Genomic DNA, 22815 nt, shown 5'->3' on the forward strand with positions numbered 1-22815 from the left:
GCGGCCCAGCCACCGGGCGGCCACCACCAGCAGCTCCCAGAGCAGCCGTACGGGCAGCACCACGACCAGGGCGACGCCCCGGGCGACCGCGGCGACCAACGGGGACGGCTCGGGTTGCCGCGCAGGAGTACCGCTCACGGGCCGACGGTAGCGGGAGGCGCCGACAGCACCGCGGCCGGCTGCGGTCAGGCCGGGCGCAGGTCGAACTCGGCGAGCACCGGATAGTGGTCGGAGGCCCACTCGGTCTCGCCGCCCCGAAGCACGGCGCGGGAGCGGGCCAGCCGGGCCAGCGCCGGGGTGGCGAACAGGTAGTCCAGGCGCATGCCGGAGAACTCCGCGCCGCCGCCGTGCCGGGTGGGCGCGGTCAGCCCCTCGTCGGGCGGGTCGCCGGGGGCGGACGCGTACAGGTCGACCAGGCCGGCGGCGGCGAGTCGGGCCACCGCGCGGGTGTCGGGCGTACGGCCGTCCCGGCGCAGGTGGCGACGCCGGTACGCGGGCGGCAGCCGGGCGATCCGCGCGGTGTGGTCGGTGCCCGGGTCGAGGGTGTTCAGGTCGCCGGCCAGCAGCGCCAGCGGGCCCGGCGACCGGCGTACGGCGGCGGCCAGCCAGCCCGCCTCGACCCGGCGGCGCAGCCCACAGTACGGGTCCAGGTGGGCGGCGATCACGGTGAGCGGCCCCGCGTCGGTGGCCACCGTCACCCGCTGGGCGGCGTGGTGGAACGGACGGCGCACCGGTCCCGCCGCGAGCACCCGCAGCGGCGGGCGGACGAGCACGGCGACCGGCTGGCCGAACCAGGACCGGGCCAGGTACGGGCGCATGCCCAGCTCGGCGGCGAAGCCGGCCAGCACGGTTCCCGCGTCGAAGCCGCGCAGCTCCTGCGCGGCGAGCAGGTCCGGCCGGTGCGCGGCGAGGACCCGGGCCACCAGGTCCAGCCGGCCGGGCCCCGCCCGATCCCGGCCGCCGGTCCTGATGTTCCAGGTCATCACCCGCAGCACGGCAGGCTCCGGTTCGTCGGCCGCGGCACGGCGGGCTCGCGGGTCGGGAGGCGGCGCACGGCGGCGGGCTCGCGGGTCGGGAGGCGGCGCACGGCGGCGGGCTCGCGGGTCGAAAGACTGCGCACGGCGGCCGGTCAGTCCGGCCGGGCGGCCTTGGCCAGCTCGTCGTCCAGCTCGGCCACCTGCTCGGCCTCGATCGCCGGCCGGTTGCCCGCGCGCACGTCGGCGTTCGGTCGGAGGATCCAGTACAGCAGCCCGAGCCACAGGGCGCCGAGCAGGATCGCGCCCATGAAGTCGGTCGGGTGGTGCATGCCCCGGTACATCCGGGAGGTGGCCACGCCGACCGGCATGATCACGGCCAGCGCCACGAACAGCCAGCGCCACCAGCGGTCCGTACGCGGAAACACCAGCAGCGCGATCGCGCTCCAGAGGCAGATGGTGGCGGCGATGTGGCCGGACGGGAAGGACGAGGTGGGCATGTGCCCGTCCAGGTTCTCCACCGGCGGGCGGGGCCGGTCGACCGCGCGGGCGGAGGCGAGGAAGAGGGTCAGCTCGCCGAACATCGCCAGCACCACGAACAGCACCGGCCGCCAGCGTCGCCACACCGCGAGCACGAGCGGGCAGAAGACGAGCGAGACGAGCAGGATGGCGTGGGTGTCGCCGAACTTGCTCCACCACCAGCTCAGCTCGGTGAGCGTGGCGGTGTGCCGTTCGGCGAACCAGCGGGGGACGGCGGTGTCCAGGACGTCGAACACGGTGCCCTCGGCGTACCGGCTGACGTAGACGCCGAAGGCGTACAGGGCGCCGAAGACGAGGACCCAGCCGACCAGCAGCTCGGCGACGGCGGAGCGCGGGTGCTCCAGGACGTGCTCCTCGGCCGGGGCCGGGGCGATCTCGTGCCCCGCCTCCGGCTCCAGGCCCTCGGTCAGCGGGGGCACCGGCCGGCCGCGCTCGCGCCGCCACAGCCGGAAGGCGTACGCGGTGACGCCCAGCCACGCCGCGCCGAGCAGCCAGCCGCCGAGCACGTCGGAGACGAAGTGCACGCCCAGCGCGATCCGGGTCAGCCCGACCACCGCCACCAGCACCGCGACCAGGGCGATCGCCGGCCGGCGCCAGCGGGGCGCCATGGCCGGCAGGAACACCAGCAGCAGGGCCCCGTACGCGACGAACGAGCCGAGGGCGTGCCCGCTGGGGAAGCTGTTGCCGGGGGCGCTCGCGACCGGCACGTCCACGACCGGGCGGAGCCGGCCGACGAGGGTCTTCAGCGACGGGTCGAGGATCAGCCCGCCGGCCCCGGCGACGATGAGGTAGACCGCGAGCCGGGCCTGCCGCCGGATCAGCAGCCCGACGACGGCGACGCTGACCAGCCAGATCAGCACGGGCCGGCCGCCCAGGTCGGTGACCGCCTGCAGGACGGTGACCAGGGCGTGGTGCGGCGCGACGAGGGCGTTGAACCACGCGGCGGCCTCGCGGTCGGCGTGGTAGAGCGGGCTCCAGTGGAACCGGACGAGCATCAGCAGCAGGCCGAACCCGGCTCCGGCGCCGGCGACGGCCAGCAGCCCGGCGACGCTCCGCTCGGCGAAGTGGCCGAGTGGGCGACGCGCCACCTCCTTGACCGCGGTCACCCCGCACCTCCCTTGTCTCCCCTGGCGAGGCGCTTTACCCGATCGGGTTCTCGCCTACACGCCGGGCGTCCGGGGGCGGGTCAGTGGCTCTCGGCGCGCTCCGCCTCGGGCTGCCACAGGTCCGGCTCGGCCGGCTCGGGCACGCCGATCCGCATCGCCTCCAGCTGGGCGGCGAACGCCAGCCCACCGAAGAGCGCCATCCCGGTGAGGTTGGCCCACAGCAGCAGCGCCATCATCCCGGTCAGCGCGCCGTACGTCTGCCCGAAGCCGTCGCTGAACCGCACGTACCCGGCGAGCAGCACGCTGGCCAGCCACCACAGCACGGTCGCGATGCCGGCGCCGAACAGCAGCCAGGACAGGCCGGGCTGCCGGCGCCGCGGGGCGTGCCGGAACAGCAGCGCCACGGCGAGGACGGTCAGCCCGAGGCTCAGCGGCCAGCGGACGACGTCCCACAGGCCCTGGGCGGTCCCGCCCCACGCGTAGTGCCGCCGTACCGAGTCGCCCATGGCGCCGCCGCCGACCAGGATCAGGAACCCGGCCAGCGCCGGTACGCCGGCGGTCAGCGCGAGCACGGTGGCGCGCAGGTACTTCCACAGCGCCGCACGGTCGCGCTCCACCCCGTAGATGCGGTTCGCGCCCCGCTCGATCTGGGCCATCGTCATGGTCAGCGCGACCAGGCCGGTCAGCAGGCCCAGGGTCAGCGCCAGCTCGCCGGCGTGCTCGGTGCGCTCGCTGTCGACGAGCAGCTCCTGCACCACCTGCTCGCTCTGGCCGGGCGTGAGGGCGAGCACGGTGTCGGCGACCACCCGGCCGCCCTCGTCCGCGCCGAGGTCGGTGATCAGGCCGGTGAACGCGATCAGGAACGGCACGACGGCGAGGCAGAGCTGGAACGCGAACGCCCGGGCGTGGCTGAACCCGTCGCCGTAGCGGAACCGGATGAAGGCGTCCCGCAGCAGGCACCAGCCGCCCTTCCGGCGCAGGGTGCGCCAGGCGTCGTCCGCGGACAGCTCCTCGTCGGACATCAGCCGCGTCTCGGGGACCATCCTGGTGCTACTCACGGCGGGCCTCCTCGACGAGTACCTCGCCCCGCTCCCCGGCGGCGTCCGCGTCGACGGTGAGGTCGCGTGCCTCCTCCGGCTGCGGCACGCACAGCCAGAGCGCGCGGGGGCGGATCTCGGCCCGGAGCTGCCGGCCCGGCTCGATCAGGTCGCCGTCGAGCTCCCGCGGCTGGGGCCGGTTGCTGGTGACCCGCACCCGCCGGCAGCGGAAGACCTCCATCCGGGGCACGCTGCCGCGGCGGCGCACCAGCGCCCACGCCATGGCCAGCCAGTGCCGCAGCGTACGCGGGGTGAGCACGGCGACGTCGAGCCACCCGTCGTCCGGCTCGGCGTCGGTGAGCAGGGTGACCCCGCCCTGGAGCCGGCCGACGTTGGCGACCAGCACCGAGCGGGCCCGGCGGCGCAACGGCGGCCGGTCGTCGAGGCGGATGCTCACCCGCATCGGCCGGTCCCGCAGGTGCCGCGCGGCCCCCATCACGTACGCGGGCCAGCCGATCCGCGCCTTGGTGGCCTCGGAGGTGTCGGCGAGCATCTGCGCGTCGAAGCCCATGCCGGCCATGACGGTGAAGTAGTGGTCCTCGACGGCGCCGACGTCGAGCTGCCGGCGGCCCCGCTCCACGGCCACCTCAAGCCCGGCGGCCAGGTCGTGGGAGAGGCCGAGGTTGGCGGCCAACAGGTTGCCGGTGCCCTGCGGCAGCACGGCGAGCGCCACGTCGGTGCCCACGAGCCCGCCGACGCAGGCCATCACGGTGCCGTCGCCGCCGCAGGCGAAGACGACCTCGACGCCGGCCTCGACCGCCGCGCGGGTCTGGCCCCGCCCCGGGTCCTCCGGGGTGGTCTCGAACCACAGCGGCTCGGGCCAGCCGGCGGCGGCGAGGGCGGCGTCCACGGTCTCCCGCAGCTCGGCGAGGTCGGCCACCTTCACCGGGTTCACCACCACCGCCGAGCGCGGCCCGCCGCCGCCCGATCGACCGTGCCGCACACCGTCCACGGCGTCAGTGTGCAGCACGGGCGACCGGCCGGCGACTCGACGAAGGGTGAGGTTGCGCGCACCGGAAACAGGTTTGGCGGTCGCCTCCGCCGGGCAGCGGCGGGCCGGGCACAGCCGCCACGGCGGCCCGCCGCGACGCCGCCGGGTCGACCGAAGTCGACGGCCGGCGTGGCGCCATCCCGCCCCGCCGCCGCACCGATCCGACTACGCTCGGCGATGAAGCATGGTCGGGCCGTGCACGGCGCCGGGAGGTGAGGCCGCATGACGGCACCCGCCGACGCGCCGGTGGTGGCCGCGGTCGGCCCGTCGGAGCAGGCCCTGCAGGTCGTCCGGCTGGCCGCCCGCGAGGCCGCCGACCACGGCCGGCCGCTACGCCTGCTGCACGCCTTCAACTGGGCGGCGGCGCCGCAGCCGTCCCCCGGCGCCGCCCCGCACGTGGAGGCGGAGCACCTGCTGCAGCGGGCCGCCGCGGTCGCCGGCGAGGTCGAGCCGGCGGTGCCGGTGGGCAGCGAGCTCGTCGAGGGCGCGGCGGTGGCGGCGCTGGTCCGCCGCTCCGAGACCGCGTTCCTCGTCGCGATCGGCGCGGGCGGGATGCGCTGCACCGACTGCGTCCCGGCCGACGCGCCCGCCGTGCAGCTCGCCGCCCAGGCCGGCTGCCCGGTGCTGGTGGTCCGCCCCGAGTCGCCGCCGAAGGGCCCGGTGCTGGTCGGCGTCGACGGCTCGGCCAGCTCCCGCGTCGCCCTGGAGTTCGCGTTCGACTGCGCCGCCCGCCGGTCCGCCCCGCTGCTCGCCGTCCGGGTCACCGAGCCGGCCCCCGCCGGGGCCGCCAGCCGCGACGCCGACGCCGAGGCGCGCGCCGAGCTGGAAGAGGCGGTGGGCCGCTGCGGGCGCCGGCACCCGGCGGTGCGCGCCGAGTGCCGCACGGTCGCCGGTGAGCCGGACCGGGTCCTGGTGGACCAGTCCCGCGCGGCGCAGCTCGCGATCGTCGCGTCCCGGGGCGAGGACCCCTTGCGCGGGATGCTCGGCGACGTCAGCCAGTCGCTGCTCTACCACTCCCCCGCCCCGGTCATCGTCGTCCGTGGACTGGCCACCACCGCCGCCGTGGACGGGTCGTGACGCCCCGACGCGCCCGGGACCAATGGCCCTGCCCGCCCCGCGGCGCGGCGGCGAGACTGGACGTGCCCGGCAGCAACGCGCCACCGGATGCGACCTTCCCCGACCTGCGAGAGGCTCAGACAGCATGGACACCGCTGTAGACCTGCACGGTCCCCTGACCGAGGACGAGCTGCGCCGGCTGGACGCGTACTGGCGGGCGGCCAACTACCTGACCGTCGGGCAGATCTACCTGCTGGACAACCCGCTGCTGCGGGAGCCGCTGCGGCCCGAGCACGTCAAGCCCCGGCTGCTCGGCCACTGGGGCACCGGCCCCGGGCTGAACCTGCTCTACGCGCACCTCAACCGGGTCATCGCCCGCCGCGGGCAGTCGACCATCTTCGTCACCGGTCCCGGGCACGGCGGCCCGGCCGTGGTGGCGAACACCTGGCTGGAGGGCACGTACAGCGAGCTGTACCACTCGGTGAGCCGGGACGAGACGGGCATGGGCCGGCTGTTCCGCCAGTTCTCCTTCCCCGGCGGCATCCCCAGCCACGTCGCGCCGGAGGTGCCGGGCTCGATCCACGAGGGCGGCGAACTGGGGTACGCGCTGAGCCACGCGTACGGCGCCGCGTTCGACAACCCGGACCTGCTCGTCGCCTGCGTGATCGGCGACGGCGAGGCGGAGACCGGGCCGCTGGCGGGGAGCTGGCTGTCCAACGTCTTCCTCAACCCGGCCCGCGACGGGGCGGTGCTGCCGATCCTGCACCTCAACGGCTACAAGATCGCCGGCCCGACGGTGCTGTCCCGGATCCCCACCGACGACCTGCTCGGCCTCATGCGCGGCTACGGCCACCGGCCGTACCTCGTCGAGGGCGACGACCCGGCGACCGTGCACCAGTCGCTGGCCGCCACCCTCGACACGGTGCTCGACGAGATCGCCGACATCCAGCGCCGGGCCCGCTCCGGCGGCGCCGTCGAGCGCCCCCGCTGGCCGATGATCATCCTGCGTACGCCGAAGGGCTGGACCGGCCCGCGCGAGATCGACGGCAGGCCGGTGGAGGGTACGTGGCGCGCCCACCAGGTGCCGGTCGACGGCGTACGCGACAACCCGGAGCACCTGGCCGAGCTGGAGCGCTGGCTGCGTGGCTACCGCCCGGAGGAGCTGTTCGACGCCACCGGCGCGCCGGTCGCCGAGTTGGCCGCGCTGCCTCCGAAGGGCGACCTGCGGATGAGCGCGAACCCGGTGGCCAACGGCGGCCGGGTGCTGCGCGACCTGGACCTGCCCGACTTCCACGGGTACGCCGTCGACGTCCCACAGCCGGGCGAACCCGCGGCGGGCGCCACCGGCGTGCTCGGCCCCTGGGTACGGGACGTGATCGCCGCGAACCCGCAGACGTTCCGCCTCTTCGGCCCCGACGAGGTCGCCTCCAACCGCCTCGGCGCCGCCTTCGAGGTCACCGACCGGGCGTTCGTCGCCGGCACCGTGCCCGGCGACGACCACCTCTCGCCCGACGGCCGGGTGATGGAGGTGCTCTCCGAGCACCTGTGCCAGGGCTGGCTGGAGGGCTACCTGCTGACCGGCCGGCATGGCATCTTCACCAGCTACGAGGCGTTCATCCACATCGTCGACTCGATGGTCAACCAGCACGCGAAGTGGCTGAAGGTTACCCGGGGCATCCCCTGGCGGCAGCCGCTGGCCTCGCTGAACTACCTGCTGTCCAGCCACGTCTGGCGGCAGGACCACAACGGCTTCTCCCACCAGGACCCGGGCTTCATCGACCACGTGGTGAACAAGAAGGCCGAGGTGGTCCGGGTCTACCTGCCACCGGACGGCAACACCCTGCTCGCCACCATGGACCACTGCCTGCGCAGCCGGCACTACATCAACGTGGTGGTGGCCGGCAAGCAGCCCGCGCCGAACTGGCTGCCCATGGACGAGGCGATCCAGCACTGCCGCCGCGGCCTGGGCATCTGGGACTGGGCCAGCACCGACGACGGCAGCGAGCCCGACGTCGTGCTCGCCTGCGCCGGGGACGTGCCGACGCTGGAGACCCTCGCCGCCGCCGACCTGCTGCGCCGGCACCTGCCGGAGCTGAAGGTGCGGGTGGTCAACGTGGTCGACCTGATGCGGTTGCAGCCGCCGTCGGAGCACCCCCACGGCCTGCCGGACCGCGAGTTCGACACCATCTTCACCCGCGACCGGCCGGTCATCTTCGCGTACCACGGCTATCCCTGGCTGATCCACCGGCTGAGCTACCGCCGCACGAACCACCCGAACCTGCACGTGCGCGGGTACCGGGAGGAGGGCACCACCACCACGCCGTTCGACATGGTGATGCTCAACGACCTGGACCGCTTCCACCTGGTCATCGACGTGATCGACCGGGTGCCCGGGCTGTCCCCCCGCGCCGCCCACCTGCGGCAGGAGATGGTCGACGCCCGGGCGGCCTGCCGGGATCACACCCGCCGCTTCGGCGAGGACGACCCCCGGGTCGCGGAGTGGCGCTGGATCCGCGAGACCGAGCCCGAGCTGAGGAGTCGATGAACAGCGACGAGATCCTCGTCGGCTACGACGCCAGCCCCGACGCCGCGGTCGCCCTGGACTGGGCCCTCGACGAGGCGGAGCGCGGCGGCCGGCCGATCCGCCTGGCGTACGTGTTCGAGTGGCTGACGGTCGCCGGGTGGGTCGGGCCGGGGGTGGCCCCGGGGATCTGGCCGGACGAGAACGCCCGGCGGCAGGTCGAGGAGCTGGTCCGGCGCGCCGCCGCCGACGCCGCCGCCCGCCGCCCCGGCGTGACCGTGCGGGGTGAGGTGTACGACGGCCCGCCGGCGCTGGTGCTCCAGGAACGCTCGGTCGAGGCCGCCCTGCTGGTGCTCGGCAGCCGGGGCCACGGCGGCTTCGCCGGCCTGCTCGTCGGCTCGACCGCGGTGACGGTGGCCGCGCACGCCCACTGCCCCGTGGTGGTGGTCCGCGACGACGGCACCGCCACGGCCCGGTCCGGGCCGGTCGTGGTCGGCGTCGACGGCTCGGACGCCTCCCTGCTGGCCCTCGGCTTCGCCGTGGATCGGGCCGCGGGGTACGGGGTGCCCCTGCGGGTGCTGCGGGCCTGGGAGCCGGCGGCCGAGGGCGGCGCCGACTCGGACGCGGCGACGGCGGCCGAACGGGCGGCCCTCGACGGGCCGCTGGGCCGGTGGCGGGAGGCGTTCCCGCACGTGGAGGTCGCCGCCGAGGCGGTGCCGGGCCGCCCGGCGGCCGTCCTGATGGACGCGAGCCGCGACGCCCAGCTGGTGGTGGTCGGCAGCCGGGGCCGGGGCGGGCTGCGCGGCATGCTGCTCGGCTCGGTCGGCCAGCAGCTCATCCAGCACGCCCGCTGCCCGGTGGCGGTGGTCCGCGAGCTCCCTCACTCGCGCAGCGAGTAGTAGTCCTCCTCTTCCTGGGCCAGGTGCAGGCGCAGCACGGCGTCCAGGCCGTACAGGGCGGCGAGCAGGTCGGGGACCTGGTCCGGGCGCAGCGGCCCGGAGCCGGCCTGGGCGAGGTGCGCGCCGATCCGGTCGACCAGCCGGCGGATCTCCACATGCCCCCGGCTCATCGTCGAGGTGGCGTCGGCGCTGCCCAGCGGCCCGGCCAGCGCCGGGTAGAGGTGCCGTTCCTCGGCCGCCTCGTGCGGCAGCACCCGCTCGGCGAGCCGCCGGTGGGTCTCGTGCAGGGCGGGCAGGCAGTCCGGCGAGTCGCGGCGGGTGGCGATCAGGTCGGCGGTGTCCCGCAGGCCGGCCAGCACGTCCCGGACACCGCCGTGTTCGCCCGCGTACCGCTCCAGCAGCTCGCGGGTGGCCGGCGGGACCTGCCGGCGGCGCAGCCCGCCCCGCAACGCCCGCAGCGCGTTGACGATCACCACCACGTCGATGCCCTCCTGCAGGAAGGCGCCGGCCACCGGGGGCAGCTTCCCGACCGCGGCGAAGCCCATCGCCACCACGGCCAGCCCCATCCCGGCCACGGCGCTCTGGGCGGCGATCCGGCGGGCGTACCGGGCGATCTCCACGGCGTCGGCGAGCCGGTCGAGGCGGTCGACGGTGAGCACCGCGTCGGCGACGTCGGCGGACGCGGTCGCCCCCGTGGCGCCCATCGCCACCCCGACGTGCGCCTCGGCCAGCGCCGGGGCGTCGTTCACCCCGTCGCCGACCATCACGGTGACCGCCCGGCGGGACTCGTCGCGGACCCGCGCCACCTTCTCCGCCGGCGCGCACCGGGCCAGCAGGTCGTCCACGCCGACGGCCCGGGCGACCTGCTCCGCGGTGGCCGGCCGGTCGCCGGTGACCATCACCAGCCGGGTCAGCCCGGCCTCGCGCAGCCGCCGGACGGTGCGGCGGGCGTCGGGGCGTACCGGGTCCTCCAGCAGGATCGCCCCGAGCGGGCCCCGCTCGTCGGCGACCCACACCACCGACCGGCCGGCCAGCTCGGCGCGGTCCCGTGCCCGCTCCGCCCACTCCGGCAGTTCCCCGGCGAACTGGCCGACCCGGACCAGCCGCCCGCCGACCCGGCCGGTGACGCCGCGCCCCGGCTCCTCGGTCACGTCGGTCGGCTCGCCCAGCGCCAGGCCCCGCTCCCGGGCCTGCCCGACGAGGGCGGCGGCCAGCACGTGCGGGGACAACTGCTCCACCGACGCGGCCAGCCGCAGCACCTCGTCCCGGTCCCCACCGGGGGCGACGACGGTCTCGGCGGCGCGCGGCCGGCCGGCGGTGAGCGTGCCGGTCTTGTCGACCAGCAGGGTGCGGGCCCGGCCGAGCAGTTCCAGGGAGCCGCCGTCGCGGACCAGCACCCCGCGCCGGGCCACCCGGGACAGCCCGGAGACGACCGCGATCGGGGTGGCCAGCAGCAGCGGGCAGGGGGTGGCCACCACCAGCACCGCCACCGCCCGCACGAACTGGCCGGACAGCGCCCAGGCGAGGCCGGCCAGCGCCAGGGTGAACGGGACGAACGCGGCGGCGTACCGGTCGGCCAGCCGGACCATCGGCGCCTTGCGCGCGGTCGCCTCCTCGGCGAGCCGGACGATGCCCGCGTACGTGCTCTCCGCCGCGTTCCGCGCCGCGCGCAGCCCGAAGCCGGCCCCGGCGTTGACCACGCCGCTGGCCACCGGCTCCCCGGCCGCGCGCTGGACGAGCCGGGACTCGCCAGTGACCGCCGACTCGTCCAGGGTTGCCGCCGCTTCGAGGGTGCCGTCGACCGGCACCACGTCGCCGGGGCCGACCAGCAGCCGCTCACCCGCCGCGACCCGGTCCAGCGGCACCGTCTCGATGCCGCCGTCCGCGCGGCGCCGCCGCGCCGAGCGCGGGGCCCGTTCCAGCAGGGCGCGCAGGTCGCGGGTCGCGCGCCGCTGGGCGTACGCCTCCAGCGACCGGCCGGTGCTCGCCATCACCGCGACCACGGCGCCGGCCAGGTACTCGCCGACGGCCAGCGCCCCGGCCAGCGCCAGGACGGCGATCACGTCCACCCCGAACTGGCGGCGCCACAGCCGGCGCAGCACCGACCAGGCGGCCGGGACCAGCGCGGCCAGGGTGCCCACCGCCCAGACGGCGTCCGCCGCGGTTCGCCGCCCGGCGAGCCACAGCCCCGCCCCGGCCAGCACCAGCACGGTCAGCGCGGTCAGCGGCCCCCACTCCCGTCCGCGCGCCCAGCGCCGCCGCACCGGCCGCTCCGGCAGGCACTCCGGCTGCGTCCCCACGCGCGGATCCTTCCACCGTCGGCGAGGGCCGGCGGGGCGACCGGCGAAACCGGCCCGGCCACGACCACGACCGCGGGAAGTCCTTGCCGCAGACCCCGGACACGGAACGTCATCGCCGCAGGCCCCGGGCACGGCCGACGGAAACGGCCGGGGCCGATCGGGAAACGGCCACGGGCCGAAGGGCCCGGGCACGTCGGGACCTGCGCACCGTGCGACCGACAGCCCGGCGGCACAGGATGGAGCGGCAACCCCGCCCTCGCGACCCCCGGGGTGGGGCACGATGGGCAGAGACGACGAAAGGTCGTGACGATGAGCCACGAGACGCCGGCTACGGACCGCCCGCTGACCACCGCGCTCGCGGAGGCCGCCGCCACGGCCGCCAGCGCCCCGTCGGTGCACAACACGCAGCCGTGGCGCTGGCGGGTCCTGCCCGACGCCCTGGAGCTGCGGCTAATGCGGGACCCGAAGCTGGCCGTAACCGACCCGGAGGGCCGGCTGCTGACGCTGAGCTGCGGCGCGGCCCTGCACCACGCCCGCACGGCGCTGGCGGCCGAGGGCTGGACGCCCGTGGTCGAGCGGCTGCCCGACCCGGCCGAGCCGGAGCTGCTGGCCCGCCTCACCGGCGGGAAGCACTCCGGCGGCGACCCGGACGCGATGCGTCTGGTGCAGTGCATGCGGGTCCGGCGCACCGACCGGCGGCCGGTCAGCGACGAGCCGGTGCCGGCCACCGCGGTCGACGAGATCACCGGGGCGGCCGCCGCGGAGGGCGCCCGGCTGCAGATCCTCAGCCCCGACCAGGTGCTGGCGTTGGCCTCGGCCGCCGGGCAGGCCGCGGCGGTGGAGGCGGCGGACGCGCAGGTGCAGGAGGAGCTGGCGTACTGGACCAGCCGCGCCGGCACCGGCACCGGCCTGCCGCCGGAGGTGCTGCCCGCCCACGCCCCGCAGACCACCGTCCCGGCCCGGGACTTCGGGCGCGCCGGCGCCCTGCCGGTCGGCCCCGGCCACGACCGCGCGGCCGTGTACGGGCTGCTCTTCGGCGACGAGGACGAGCCGGACAGCTGGCTGCGGGCCGGCGAGGCGCTCTCGGCGGCGTGGCTGACCGCCACCCGGCTGGGCGTGTCGATGGTGCCGCTGAGCGGCGTGGTGGAGGTGGAGGGTATCCGGCAGACGGTCCGGCAGCTCCTGGCCGGCCTGGGGCATCCGTACCTGGCGCTGCGGATCGGGGTCGCGAACCCGGAGTCGGCCGGCCCGCCGCACACCCCGCGGCTGCCCACCGAGCAGGTCGTCGACACCTCCGCGGTGCGGGGCGCCGGCTCGTGACGGGCCGGCTCCGGGCGGTCGGCGGTGCCGCCCGGCGGGTGACCGGCGGTAGCATCGGCCGGTGGCCAACAGCGCGCCGATCCCCGAGCCCGTAGCCCCCTCGCTCGGGCTGAGCCCGCTGTCCCGGGTCCGCCTGGACGAGCTGCTGCAGGAGATGCTGGACCGGGTCGGTGACGTCGTCGCCAGCCGGGAGCGGCTGCGCGCCCTGCTCGACGCGGTGGTCGGCATCGGCACCGACCTGGACCTGCGCAGCACCCTGCAGCGGATCGTCCGGTCGGCCTGCGAGCTGGTCAACGCCCGGTACGGCGCGCTCGGGGTGATCGGCCCCGACCGGCTGCTGCACGACTTCATCGTCCACGGCATCGACGACGAGCTGCACGCCAGGATCGGCGACCTGCCGCACGGCCGGGGCGTGCTCGGGCTGCTCATCGACGACCCCCGCCCGCTGCGCATGCCGGACATCACCCGGCACCCGATGTCGTACGGCTTCCCGCCGCACCACCCGCCGATGCACAGCTTCCTGGGCGTGCCGGTGCGCATCCGCGACCAGGTCTTCGGCAACCTCTACCTGGCCGAGAAGCAGGGCGCCACGGAGTTCACCGACGACGACGAGGAGATCGTCGTCGCGCTGGCCGCCGCGGCCGGCGTGGCGATCGAGAACGCCCGGCTGTACGAGCTGGCCCACCGCCGGGAACGCTGGCTGGCCGCGACCGCCGAGATCACCACCGTGCTGCTCGGCGAGGTGCGCCGCACCGACGCGCTGAGCCTGGTGGCCCGGCGGGCCCGGGAGGTCGCCGAGGCGGAGCTGGCGATGGTGCTGCTCTACGACGAGGGCGCCGGGCAGTTCACGGTCGAGGTGGTCGACGGCGCCGGGGCGAGGTCCGGCGGCGCCGGGGAGCTGGTCGGCGCGGTCCTGCCGGCGGACGAGACCCGCTTCGCGGGGGCGGTCACCGAGCGGCGCCACGAGCTGGTGGGGAACCTGGCCGAGGCGGCGCCGTGGCCGGCGCCGGTGGGCGGCGGGCCGGCCGTGGTCTCCCCGCTGGCCGCCGCCGACGTCCTGCACGGCGTCCTCGTGGTCGGGTACCGGCCGGACCGGGGGGACGTCACCGACTCCGACGCCGCCCTGCTGGGCAGTTTCGCCGGGCAGGCCGCGCTGGCCCTGGAGCGGGTGCGGGGGCAGGAGGAAAGGGAGCTGCTGGTGGTCCTGGAGGACCGCGAGCGCATCGCCCGGGACCTGCACGACGTGGTGATCCAGCGGCTCTTCGCCACCGGCCTGCAGTTGCAGAGCGCGGCGCCGATGGCCACCCGACCCGAGGTCGCCAAGCGGATCAACGCCGCCGTCGACGACCTCGACGCCACGATCCGCGACATCCGCCGGACCATCTTCGAGCTGCGCACCCCGATGAGCGCGGCCCTGCGCACCGAGATTCGCGAGGCGGTGGACGTGGCCGCCGCGTCGCTGGGCTTCCGGCCGACGCTGGAGCTGACGGGGCCGATCGACAGCGCCGTCCCGGATTCGATCCGCCCGGACGTCACGGCCGTGCTACGGGAGTCCCTGTCCAACGCCGTACGCCACGCCGAGGCCAGCCGGGTGTCGGTGGCCGTACGGGTGGAGGCCGGCTGGGTCGCGGTCACCGTGACCGACGACGGCCGGGGCTGCGCTCCCGACGCCGCCCGGGGCGGCCTGGTGAACCTGCGCGAACGCGCCGAGCGGCACGGCGGCGAGTTCGAGGTGCGCGCCGCGTCGCCGCGCGGCACGCAACTGCACTGGACGGTCCCGCTGCGCGACTGACAGCCGGCCCGGCGGCCCGCCCACCCGGACGCACGGCCGGGCCACGCGGTGCGGTGGGGGGATGCCACCAGGTGGCAAGCGAGGCAGCTTTAGCGGTCTTGGGCATGCTGTGGTTGTCCGTTGGCGTGAGGGAATGGGCTGCATCGGAGGGCGTTTCGTGTGTCGCCGTTCGGCGTCGGTATGCGGCCGGCTTGTCGGGTCGGGTGGTCCAACATGGTCGGTGGTTCGCTGGCTTCGGCTGTCAGGGTTGGGTAGTTTGTCGTCTGTGTCGGTGTCTGGTGGGGTCAGCGCGCCGATCTGAGCCGTCATGTCGTCCGCGTAAATGGGTGGGTGACGGGGCCGGATCTGCTGGTGTCCGGTGTGACCGGGGTCGGTTTGCGTGGTCGCCGGTCACCGCGGGGAAGTTCCTCGCCGTGTCGCGTGCTGGTGGTTGACCCGGCTGTGGTCGATGGTGACCTCGTGGGCGATGTGACCGACGTCCGGGAGTCGCTGCACTGTCGTCGTGGGGCGGCGGCGGGCCGTGTCCGCCGGGCGGCCGAGGCCGGAGCTCACCACCCGGCTGGCCCGTGAGCACGGCACGATCGTGGTCGAGGACCTGAATGTGTCCGGGATGCTGGCCAACCGGCGTCTGGCCCGGCACATCGCCGACGCCGGGTTCGCCGAACTGCGCCGACAACTCGCCTACAAGGCCGGATGGAACGGGGGTCGGCTGATCGTGGCCGACCGCTGGTTTCCGTCCTCGAAGACCTGCTCGGGCTGTGGCACGGTGAGAACGAAGCTGGCCCTGGCCGAGCGTACCTACACCTGCGCCATCTGCGGCCTGGTTCTGGACCGGGATCTGAACGCCGCACGCAACCTCGCCGCGCTCGCGGGTGAGGCTGTCGACGCCCGGAGTGGCCGGGAGTCGCCAAGCGGACGTGGAGCCGACCGTAAGACCCCGCTCGCGGGGCAGGTGGCCGTGAAACGTCAACCCGGCACCGCCACAACGGGTCAGACCGGGACCGTCCCACCGCAAGGCAGGACTACCAATCACATGCTCACCAGAGCGCACTGATAGGTAACGGCTTCAGTGGTGCTTGCCGAGCAGGCGGGTGGCCAGCACGGCCGCCTGGGTGCGCCGCTCCAGTCCCAACTTCGCCAGCACGCTGGAGACGTAGTTCTTCACCGTCTTCTCCGCGAGGAACATCCTCCCGGCGATCTCCCGGTTGGTCAGCCCCTCGGCGACGTACTCCAGGATGCGCCGCTCCTGCTCGGTGAGCGACTTCAGCTCGCGGGGCTGCTCCACGCCGCTGCGGATGCGCTCCAGCACCCGGGTGGTGATCGCCGGGTCGAGCAGGGACTGCCCGGCGGCCACCCGACGCACCGCGTCGACCAGGTCCGTGCCCCGGATCTGCTTGAGCACGTACCCGGCCGCGCCGGCCATAATCGCCGCGAACAGCGCCTCGTCGTCCTCGTACGAGGTGAGGATCAGGCCCCGGATCGACGAGTCCGTGGCCCGCACGTCCCGGCACACGTCGATGCCGTTGCCGTCGGGCAGCCGGGCGTCGAGGATCGCCACGTCGGGCCGCAGCGCGGGGATGCGGCGGGTCGCCTCCTGGGCGGAGCCCGACTCCCCCACCACCTCGATGTCGCCGCCGCTGGTGAGCAGGTCGGCAAGGCCACGACGGACGACCTCGTGGTCGTCGAGCAGGAACACCCGGATCATCCCTCGTTTGTACCCTCCGCAACCGGCTCCCGCACGGGCCGAAGGTCCCGACCCGGGGCGCCCACCACGGGCGGCAGGTCCCGGCTCGCGGGGCCGTCCGGCCCTGCCCGTCGGCGGTCCCGGGCGCGCACGGTGGAGGTGGACCGAAGGGAGCAGCACCATGGGAACCCACTTCACCGTCGGGCAGTTGACCGCCGCCGCCGCGGCCGCCGTCCGGGCGCCGTCGCTGCACAACAGCCAGCCGTGGCGGTTCCGGCTGCGCGACGGCGGCATCGAGGTGTCGCTGGACCGGGAACGCCTGCTCCCGGCCACCGACCCGAGCGGCTGGGGCGCCCGCATCGCCTGCGGCGCCGCCCTGTTCAACCTGCGCCTCGCCCTCGCCGTGGCGGGCACCCCGGCGAAGGTCCGGCTGCGCCCGTACCCGGCCGAGACCGACGTGCTGGCCCGGCTGACCCCGGACCTGCCGCGCCGCCCCACCCCGGCCGAGCAGACCCTGTACGCGGCCGTGCCGCGCCGGTTCAGCAACCGGGCGCCGTTCTGGCCCGACCCGGTGCCCGCCGAGGCCCGGTGGCGGATCGGCGAGGCGGCCCGCGCCGAGCAGGGCTGGCTGGAGCTGGTGATCGGGGTCAGCGCCGTCAACGCGTTCGCCGAGATCGCCCGCAGCGCCCACCGCGTCCTCGAACGCGACGCCGGCTACCGGGCCGAGCTGGCCGCGTGGGTACGCGCCGCGCCCGCCCCCGACGGGGTGCCCGCCGCCGCGAGCGGCCCCCGGGGCGAGCCGCAGGACCTGCTGCCGGCCCGCGCCTTCGGCGGTCGCGACCGCGCGCCCGGGCGGGACTTCGAGCCGGAGCCCCTCGTGGCGGTCCTCGGCACCGCCGGCAACACCACGACCGACCAGGTCGTCGCCGGGCAGGCCCTGCAACGGGTGCTGCTCACCGCCACCGACGCCGGGCTGGCCGCCTCGATGCTCTCCCAGCCGATCGAGGTGCCGGGGGCGCGGGAGGCGCTGCGGCTGTCCCTGGGCCGGTTCGGCACCCCGCAGATGGTGCTGCGGATCGGGTACGGCCAGCCGGGCCTCCCGACGCCGCGCCGCCGCGTCGACGAGGTGCTCGACCTGCCCGTCGCCCGCCCCTGAGCCGCCCGCCGCCGGGCTCCCGCGGCCGGCGAACCGCCCGCCGCCGCCACCGGCCGCCCGCTACCCGGCGAGCGCCGCCAGCAGCGTCGCCTCCCGGTCCGGGGCCAGGCCCACCGCCGCCCGGGCCGGGCGGCCCGCGCGGGCCGGGACCGTGCCCACCGCGCGCAGCCAGCGCCAGGTGTCCGCGACCGTCTCGGCCACCGGCCGGCAGGCCAGCCCCGCCGCGTACGCCCGCTCCACGTCCTTCTCCTGCAGCCAGCGGTACTCGTGCCCGACGGGGATCCAGACCGGCAGGTCGTTCCACGGCGTCACCCCGGCGGCGAGGAGCGCCTGCGGCGCCGTCCAGCGCAGCCGGGCGGCCGACCCCGTCGCCGCGACGCAGGCGTCGAGCAGCCCGCCCATCGTCGCGTGCCCGCTGCGGGACACCACGTTGTACGTCCCGCCCGTGCCCGCCGCGCCCCGGTCCAGCAGCCACGCCGCCAGGTCCCGCGCGTCGACGTACTGCACCGGCAGGTCCGCCGGGCCGGGGGCCAGCACGTCGCCGCCCCGGGCGATCCGCGCCAGCCACCAGGGCAGCCGCCCGATGTCCTCCCCCGGCCCGAGGATCAACCCGGCCCGGGCCAGCAGCGCCCGGTCGCCGAACGCCTCCGCCGCGGCCCGCTCTCCCCCGGCCTTGTTCTCCGGGTACCCGCCGTCGTCGGCGTCCGGGACGGCCGCCACGGTGGGGTCGTCCTCGCTCACCCCGAGGGGCACCGGCGGGGCGTAGACCGAGCCGCTGGAGACGTACCCGTACCACCCGGCCGAGCCGGCCAGGGCCCGCGCCGCGTCCCGCACCGCGCGCGGCGCACCGTCCCAGGTGTCGACCACCAGGTCCCACTCGCCGCCGGCCAGCGCCGCGAGGCCGCCGGGCGCCGTCCGGTCGCCCCGCAGCCGCCGTACGCCCTCGGGCAGGCCGCCGTGCAGCCCCCGGTTGAACACCGTCACCGACCAGCCGCGGCGCACCGCCTCGCCGACCGTGGCCCCGCCCACGAAGCCCGTACCGCCCAGCACCAGGAGTCTCACGCGCCCCACTGTGCCGCCCCGGCCGCCCCGGGGACGACCGTGTTCACGGGCAGCGGATCTGCCGACGGCAGAAGCTCACTCCGCCAGGGCCGCGAGGATCTGCTCGCCGTACCGGGCCAGCTTGGCCTCGCCCACCCCGCTGATCCGGGACAGCTCGTCCAACGACGACGGCGGGTCGGCGGCGATCTGGCGCAGCGTCGCGTCGTGGAACACCACGTACGCGGGCACCCCCTGCTCCCGGGCGGTGGCGGCCCGCCAGGCGCGCAGCCGCTCGAACACCGGCTCGGCCGACGGAGGCAGCTCCACGGCGCCGCCGGCGGACGGGCGCGCCGCCTTCGCCGCCTTCGCCCTCGCCGGCCGGGCCGTCTCCCGGCGCATGGGCACCGACCGGCGGCGGCCCAGCACCTCGCCGCTGGTCTCGGTCAGCACCAGGGTGCCGTAGTCGCCCTCGACCGCGAGCAGGCCCTGGGCCAGCAACTGCCGGACCACGCCCCGCCACTCGGCCTCGCTCAGCTCGGTGCCCACCCCGAACACGCTCAGCGAGTCGTGGCGGTGCTGGGCGACCTTTTCCGTACGGCGGCCGAGCAGGATGTCGACGCACTGCCCCGCGCCGAACTTCTGGTTGCGCTCCCGGTGCAGCCGCAGCACGGTCGACAGCAGCTTCTGCGCGGCGATCGTGCCGTCCCACGACTCCGGCGGCTCCAGGCAGGTGTCGCAGTTGCCGCAGGGCTCGCTGGCCTGCCCGAAGTAGCTCAGCAGGCGCACCCGGCGGCACTCCACGGTCTCGCAGAGGGCCAGCATGGCGTCGAGGTGGGCGGCGAGCACCCGCCGGTGCGCCGCGTCCCCCTCACTCGAGTCGATCATCTTGCGCTGCTGCACCACGTCCTGCAGCCCGTACGCCAGCCACGCCGTCGACGGCAGGCCGTCCCGGCCGGCGCGCCCGGTCTCCTGGTAGTAGCCCTCGACCGAGCGGGGCAGGTCGAGGTGGGCGACGAACCGCACGTCCGGCTTGTCGATGCCCATCCCGAACGCGATGGTGGCGACCATGACGAGGCCGTCCTCCCGCAGGAACCGCTGCTGGTGGGCGGCGCGGGTGGCCGCGTCCAGCCCGGCGTGGTAGGGCAGCGCGGGGACGCCGTTGGCGACGAGGAAATCGGCCGTGCGGTCCACGGACGCCCGGGACAGGCAGTAGACGATGCCGGCGTCGCCCGGGTGCTCGGTGCGGATCAGGTCGAGCAGCTGCCGGCGCGGCTCCCGCTTCGACACGATGCGGTACTGGATGTTGGGCCGGTCGAAGCTGGCGACGAAGTGCCGGGCCCCGGTGAGGCCGAGCCGGGACGCGATCTCCCGGGCGGTCTCGGCGGTCGCGGTGGCGGTCAGCGCGATCCGCGGCACGGCCGGCCAGCGCTCGTGCAGCATCGACAGCGCCAGGTAGTCCGGGCGGAAGTCGTGGCCCCACTGCGCCACGCAGTGCGCCTCGTCGATGGCGAACAGGGCGATCCGGCCCCGGTCGAGCAGCCCGACGGTGGCCCGGCTGCCCAGCGCCTCGGGGGCCAGGTAGAGCAGGTCCAGCTCGCCGCCGAGGAACGCCGCCTCGACCCGCCGCCGGGCGTCCGGGTCGAGCGTGGAGTTGAGGAAGCCGGCCCGCACCCCGACGGCGGTCAGGGCGTCGACCTGGTCCTGCATCAGGGCGATCAGCGGCGACACGACCACGGCGACGCCGTCGCGCACCAGCGCCGGGATCTGGTAACACAGCGACTTGCCGCCGCCGGTCGGCATCAGGACCAGGGCGTCGCCGCCGCCGACCACGTGGTCGATGATCTCCCGCTGCTCGCCCCGGAAGTCGTCGTAGCCGAAGACCCGCCGCAGCACGGCGAGCGGGGTCTGGACGATCGTGTCGGTGCCGGAGGCAAGGGTGTCGGTGCCGGAGGCAAGGGTGTCGGTGCCGGAGGCAAGGGTGTCGGTGCCGGAGGCAAGGGTGTCGGTGCCGGAGGTCACCCGCGGAGTCTACGGGGCGTCACCGACACCGCCCGGCGCGACGGCCGCCGAGCCGGCGATCGGGACGTCGATGGTGGGCGATACTGGGTTTGAACCAGTGACCTCTTCCGTGTCAAGGAAGCGCGCTCCCACTGCGCCAATCGCCCGCGGGATGCCGGAGGCGGCACGGCCGCGACTCCCGGCGACGGTCGACCCCCGAGCGGGGGCGGATCGCGAGCGGACGACGGGATTCGAACCCGCGACCCTCACCTTGGCAAGGTGATGCGCTACCAGCTGCGCTACGTCCGCGTGTCGCCGGCGTTCGTCGGCGACGGGGAGAGTCTACCCGATGCCAAGATCGCGGGCCCCATCACCCGCCGATCCATTCCCGCACGCCACCACCTGCACATATTCGCGCTTGTCGGTGCTTCTGGTTTCGCCCCGGAGATGGACATGAGCCCATCCGGGCGTGATATAGAAATATGGCAGGAAATAGATGTTATCCGAGCTTTTGTCGTATTCGGATAACGGTCCACCGGCGCTTCCGGCCGCGAGCCTCCGATCAGCACGACAGCGACGTAACCACTGGTCGGGCCATCGCCGCGCGCCGTTCCACGTTCGGGTAGACGTCGAGCACCGGGCCGTCGCGCTCGCCCACGGCAGGTGCTCAGCAAGGAGCACGCACGACCCTGTCGCACCGCCTCCGACTGGCAGCCGCCCCCGCGGTCGCCCTCAGCCTGGTGCTGTCCGCCCTGGCGACGGCACCCGCCTCCGCCCGCGATCCGGTCCGGTCCGGACGGGCCGCCCCGGTCGCGCTCGCGCAACCCGCCGAGCTGACAGCGCCGGTCGCCGGGCCCGAGCCCCAACCGGGCAAGCCGGCCGCCCCCGCGGCGCCCACCGCCGCCGGGCGGCGAGCAGCAGGTTGTCGCGCCCCGAGAGCCTGTTGTACAGGCCCTGCTCCGGGCTGAGGCAGGCGGCCAGCAACCGGCGGGCGGCCAGCGACCCGGCCGGGTGCCCGCCGACGGTGGCCTGCCCGCTGGTCAGGGACAGGGCGCCCGACAGGCAACGCAGCAGGGTCGTCTTGCCGGAGCCGTTGCCTCCCGTCACGAGCAGTCGCGTTCCCGTCGGCACGTCGAGATCGAGCCCGGTGAACACCGGGTGCCGTCCGAACCAGCGGGAGGCGTGACGGAGGCGCAGCATGAGGCGACGCGCCGCGCTCAGACGGAGGCGCCGCTGCCACCGACCCCGTCGCCGATGGGCAGCGTGCCACCACGAGTCAGTTCGGCGAGGGTCCCCAGACGCTGGATGCGTGGTGCGCGGTACTCGCCGCCCCGCCGAGCCTTCTGCGGCGTTTCCTGACTAACGCGGCTTTCCTTCACTTTGATCTCCTATGTCCCTTAAGATGGTGATGGGCACGATACCCGAGGCCCGGCGCGCCAGGTGCGGAAACCGCCAGCCCGCCGGCCTCCCGTCGAGGCCGCCGGTTACCCCGACCGCCACCTGGGGTACAGAGGCACCCGACAGCACAGCGCACCCCCGAAGGAGGCTGTCGTGGGTATCGGTACGAGTATCTTCCTGATCGCGGTCGGCGCGATCCTCACCTTCGCGCTCGACGCCAGCATCGGCGGCGTCAACCTCGACGTCGTCGGCTGGATCCTGATGGCGGCCGGCGTGCTCGGCCTCATCATGACCACCCTGGTCTGGGGACGCCGCCGCGAGGTGGTCACCACCAGCGAGCCGGTGGAGTACCGGCGGGTCGAGGAACGCCGGGACGTCACCCCGCCGCTGTGACCGGCCCCGCCGGAACCGCGACCCCGCAATGTCGCCCACCTGGCGGGGTCCGGACCCACCGACCCCGCAATGTCGCCCACCTGGCGGGGTCCGGACCCCACCCGGAGAACGCGAGATGGCCCGGCACCTTGTCAGGTGCCGGGCCGTCTCTGTGTGGTGGGCGATACTGGGTTTGAACCAGTGACCTCTTCCGTGTCAAGGAAGCGCGCTCCCACTGCGCCAATCGCCCTCGTCAACTGCCGAGGTGGAGACGGGATTTGAACCCGTGTACACGGCTTTGCAGGCCGTTGCCTCGCCTCTCGGCCACTCCACCGAGGTTGCCCCCGACATGCGTGGCGGCATCTCCGAGCGGACGACGGGATTCGAACCCGCGACCCTCACCTTGGCAAGGTGATGCGCTACCAGCTGCGCTACGTCCGCGTGCCCCCGGCGTTTCCCGGTGACGGATGAGAACTTTAGCCGAGGCCGGGAACGGTTGCCAAATCGGGGCCTCCGGCGGGTCGCCGGGCCACCCTCCGCGCCCGGCGCCCCGCCCGGGTTCGGATGATC

At 75.4% G+C, this 22815-nt stretch carries 19 protein-coding genes and 5 tRNA genes; 9 read left to right on the forward strand and 15 right to left on the reverse strand.

Going from position 1 to position 22815, the window contains the following annotated elements:
• Positions 1–185: 185 nt before the first annotated feature.
• From ACGFIZ_RS08940 to ACGFIZ_RS08955, 4 genes are all read right to left on the reverse strand, one after another.
• Positions 186–995 carry an endonuclease/exonuclease/phosphatase family protein gene (locus ACGFIZ_RS08940; RefSeq protein ID WP_393417312.1) on the reverse strand — a complete coding sequence of 270 codons (810 nt, stop codon included), beginning with the start codon at positions 993–995 and terminating at the stop codon, positions 186–188.
• Positions 996–1129: 134 nt separating this feature from the next.
• A complete protein-coding gene (locus ACGFIZ_RS08945; RefSeq protein WP_393417314.1) occupies positions 1130–2620 on the reverse strand; it encodes a phosphatase PAP2 family protein in 1491 nt (496 codons plus the stop codon).
• A gap of 80 nt (positions 2621–2700) precedes the next feature.
• Entirely contained in the window at positions 2701–3678 is a 978-nt protein-coding gene (locus tag ACGFIZ_RS08950) for a YihY/virulence factor BrkB family protein (RefSeq protein WP_393417316.1), read from the reverse strand.
• On the reverse strand, positions 3671–4669 hold the full coding sequence (locus tag ACGFIZ_RS08955) for a diacylglycerol/lipid kinase family protein (protein WP_393417318.1): 999 nt from the start codon (positions 4667–4669) through the stop codon (positions 3671–3673). The genes ACGFIZ_RS08950 and ACGFIZ_RS08955 overlap by 8 nt, the downstream gene beginning before the upstream one ends.
• Before the next feature lie 261 nt (positions 4670–4930).
• Between ACGFIZ_RS08955 and ACGFIZ_RS08960 the strand changes: the two genes are divergently transcribed.
• From ACGFIZ_RS08960 to ACGFIZ_RS08970, 3 genes are all read left to right on the forward strand, one after another.
• On the forward strand, positions 4931–5785 hold the full coding sequence (locus ACGFIZ_RS08960) for a universal stress protein (protein ID WP_393417320.1): 855 nt from the start codon (positions 4931–4933) through the stop codon (positions 5783–5785).
• Between the two features lie 124 nt (positions 5786–5909).
• Positions 5910–8309: a phosphoketolase gene (locus ACGFIZ_RS08965; protein ID WP_393417322.1), complete on the forward strand. Its 2400-nt coding sequence runs from the start codon at positions 5910–5912 to the stop codon at positions 8307–8309.
• Positions 8306–9184, forward strand: a complete 879-nt coding sequence (locus ACGFIZ_RS08970) for a universal stress protein (protein WP_393417324.1) — start codon at positions 8306–8308, stop codon at positions 9182–9184. The genes ACGFIZ_RS08965 and ACGFIZ_RS08970 overlap by 4 nt, the downstream gene beginning before the upstream one ends.
• Here the strand turns inward: ACGFIZ_RS08970 and ACGFIZ_RS08975 are convergent.
• Positions 9166–11484: a heavy metal translocating P-type ATPase gene (locus ACGFIZ_RS08975; RefSeq protein WP_393417326.1), complete on the reverse strand. Its 2319-nt coding sequence runs from the start codon at positions 11482–11484 to the stop codon at positions 9166–9168. The two genes, ACGFIZ_RS08970 and ACGFIZ_RS08975, sit on opposite strands and share 19 nt — an antisense overlap.
• Positions 11485–11793: 309 nt before the next feature.
• Between ACGFIZ_RS08975 and ACGFIZ_RS08980 the strand changes: the two genes are divergently transcribed.
• The 3 genes from ACGFIZ_RS08980 (at position 11794) to ACGFIZ_RS08990 (ending at position 15650) form a co-directional block, all read left to right on the forward strand.
• Complete coding sequence (locus tag ACGFIZ_RS08980; protein WP_393417328.1) at positions 11794–12804, forward strand: Acg family FMN-binding oxidoreductase; 1011 nt, start codon at positions 11794–11796, stop codon at positions 12802–12804.
• Between the two features lie 154 nt (positions 12805–12958).
• A complete protein-coding gene (locus ACGFIZ_RS08985) occupies positions 12959–14596 on the forward strand; it encodes a GAF domain-containing sensor histidine kinase (RefSeq protein WP_393417613.1) in 1638 nt (545 codons plus the stop codon).
• Between the two features lie 502 nt (positions 14597–15098).
• Positions 15099–15650 (forward strand): RNA-guided endonuclease TnpB family protein, encoded by a 552-nt coding sequence (locus tag ACGFIZ_RS08990; protein ID WP_393417330.1) that lies wholly within the window; start codon positions 15099–15101, stop codon positions 15648–15650.
• A 12-nt stretch (positions 15651–15662) separates the two neighbouring features.
• Here ACGFIZ_RS08990 and ACGFIZ_RS08995 read toward each other — a convergent pair whose 3' ends face one another.
• The gene (locus ACGFIZ_RS08995; protein ID WP_347670185.1) at positions 15663–16301 is read right to left on the reverse strand and encodes a response regulator transcription factor; all 639 of its coding nucleotides are present in this window, start codon (positions 16299–16301) and stop codon (positions 15663–15665) included.
• Positions 16302–16461: 160 nt separating this feature from the next.
• Here ACGFIZ_RS08995 and ACGFIZ_RS09000 point away from each other — a divergent pair, with 160 nt between their 5' ends.
• Positions 16462–17436 carry an Acg family FMN-binding oxidoreductase gene (locus ACGFIZ_RS09000; RefSeq protein WP_393417332.1) on the forward strand — a complete coding sequence of 325 codons (975 nt, stop codon included), beginning with the start codon at positions 16462–16464 and terminating at the stop codon, positions 17434–17436.
• Positions 17437–17496: 60 nt separating this feature from the next.
• Here ACGFIZ_RS09000 and ACGFIZ_RS09005 read toward each other — a convergent pair whose 3' ends face one another.
• From ACGFIZ_RS09005 to ACGFIZ_RS09020, 4 genes are all read right to left on the reverse strand, one after another.
• Positions 17497–18498: a reductase gene (locus ACGFIZ_RS09005; protein ID WP_393417334.1), complete on the reverse strand. Its 1002-nt coding sequence runs from the start codon at positions 18496–18498 to the stop codon at positions 17497–17499.
• Between the two features lie 75 nt (positions 18499–18573).
• The gene (gene recQ / locus ACGFIZ_RS09010) at positions 18574–20496 is read right to left on the reverse strand and encodes a DNA helicase RecQ (protein WP_393417336.1); all 1923 of its coding nucleotides are present in this window, start codon (positions 20494–20496) and stop codon (positions 18574–18576) included.
• A 71-nt stretch (positions 20497–20567) separates the two neighbouring features.
• Positions 20568–20642, reverse strand: a tRNA-Val gene (locus ACGFIZ_RS09015).
• Positions 20643–20711: 69 nt separating this feature from the next.
• A tRNA-Gly gene (locus ACGFIZ_RS09020) sits at positions 20712–20784 on the reverse strand.
• Here ACGFIZ_RS09020 and ACGFIZ_RS09025 point away from each other — a divergent pair.
• Complete coding sequence (locus ACGFIZ_RS09025) at positions 20755–21003, forward strand: hypothetical protein (RefSeq protein WP_393417338.1); 249 nt, start codon at positions 20755–20757, stop codon at positions 21001–21003. The two genes, ACGFIZ_RS09020 and ACGFIZ_RS09025, sit on opposite strands and share 30 nt — an antisense overlap.
• 204 nt (positions 21004–21207) lie before the next feature.
• Here the strand turns inward: ACGFIZ_RS09025 and ACGFIZ_RS09030 are convergent, their stop codons facing one another.
• Positions 21208–21675, reverse strand: a complete 468-nt coding sequence (locus ACGFIZ_RS09030; protein ID WP_393417340.1) for an ATP-binding cassette domain-containing protein — start codon at positions 21673–21675, stop codon at positions 21208–21210.
• Positions 21676–21692: 17 nt separating this feature from the next.
• Complete coding sequence (locus ACGFIZ_RS09035; protein WP_393417342.1) at positions 21693–21854, reverse strand: lasso RiPP family leader peptide-containing protein; 162 nt, start codon at positions 21852–21854, stop codon at positions 21693–21695.
• Positions 21855–22026: 172 nt separating this feature from the next.
• On the opposite strand from ACGFIZ_RS09035, the gene ACGFIZ_RS09040 reads away from it, so the two are divergent.
• Complete coding sequence (locus ACGFIZ_RS09040) at positions 22027–22266, forward strand: DUF6458 family protein (protein WP_347671346.1); 240 nt, start codon at positions 22027–22029, stop codon at positions 22264–22266.
• Positions 22267–22420: 154 nt separating this feature from the next.
• On the opposite strand, the gene ACGFIZ_RS09045 is transcribed toward ACGFIZ_RS09040, so the two are convergent.
• From ACGFIZ_RS09045 to ACGFIZ_RS09055, 3 genes are all read right to left on the reverse strand, one after another.
• Positions 22421–22495 (reverse strand) — tRNA-Val (locus tag ACGFIZ_RS09045).
• A 13-nt stretch (positions 22496–22508) separates the two neighbouring features.
• Positions 22509–22579, reverse strand: a tRNA-Cys gene (locus ACGFIZ_RS09050).
• Between the two features lie 34 nt (positions 22580–22613).
• Positions 22614–22686: transfer RNA gene (locus ACGFIZ_RS09055), tRNA-Gly, on the reverse strand.
• Positions 22687–22815: the final 129 nt, after the last annotated feature.

It is taken from the genome of Micromonospora sp. NPDC048830 (assembly GCF_043198215.1).
Lineage (GTDB): Bacteria > Actinomycetota > Actinomycetes > Mycobacteriales > Micromonosporaceae > Micromonospora.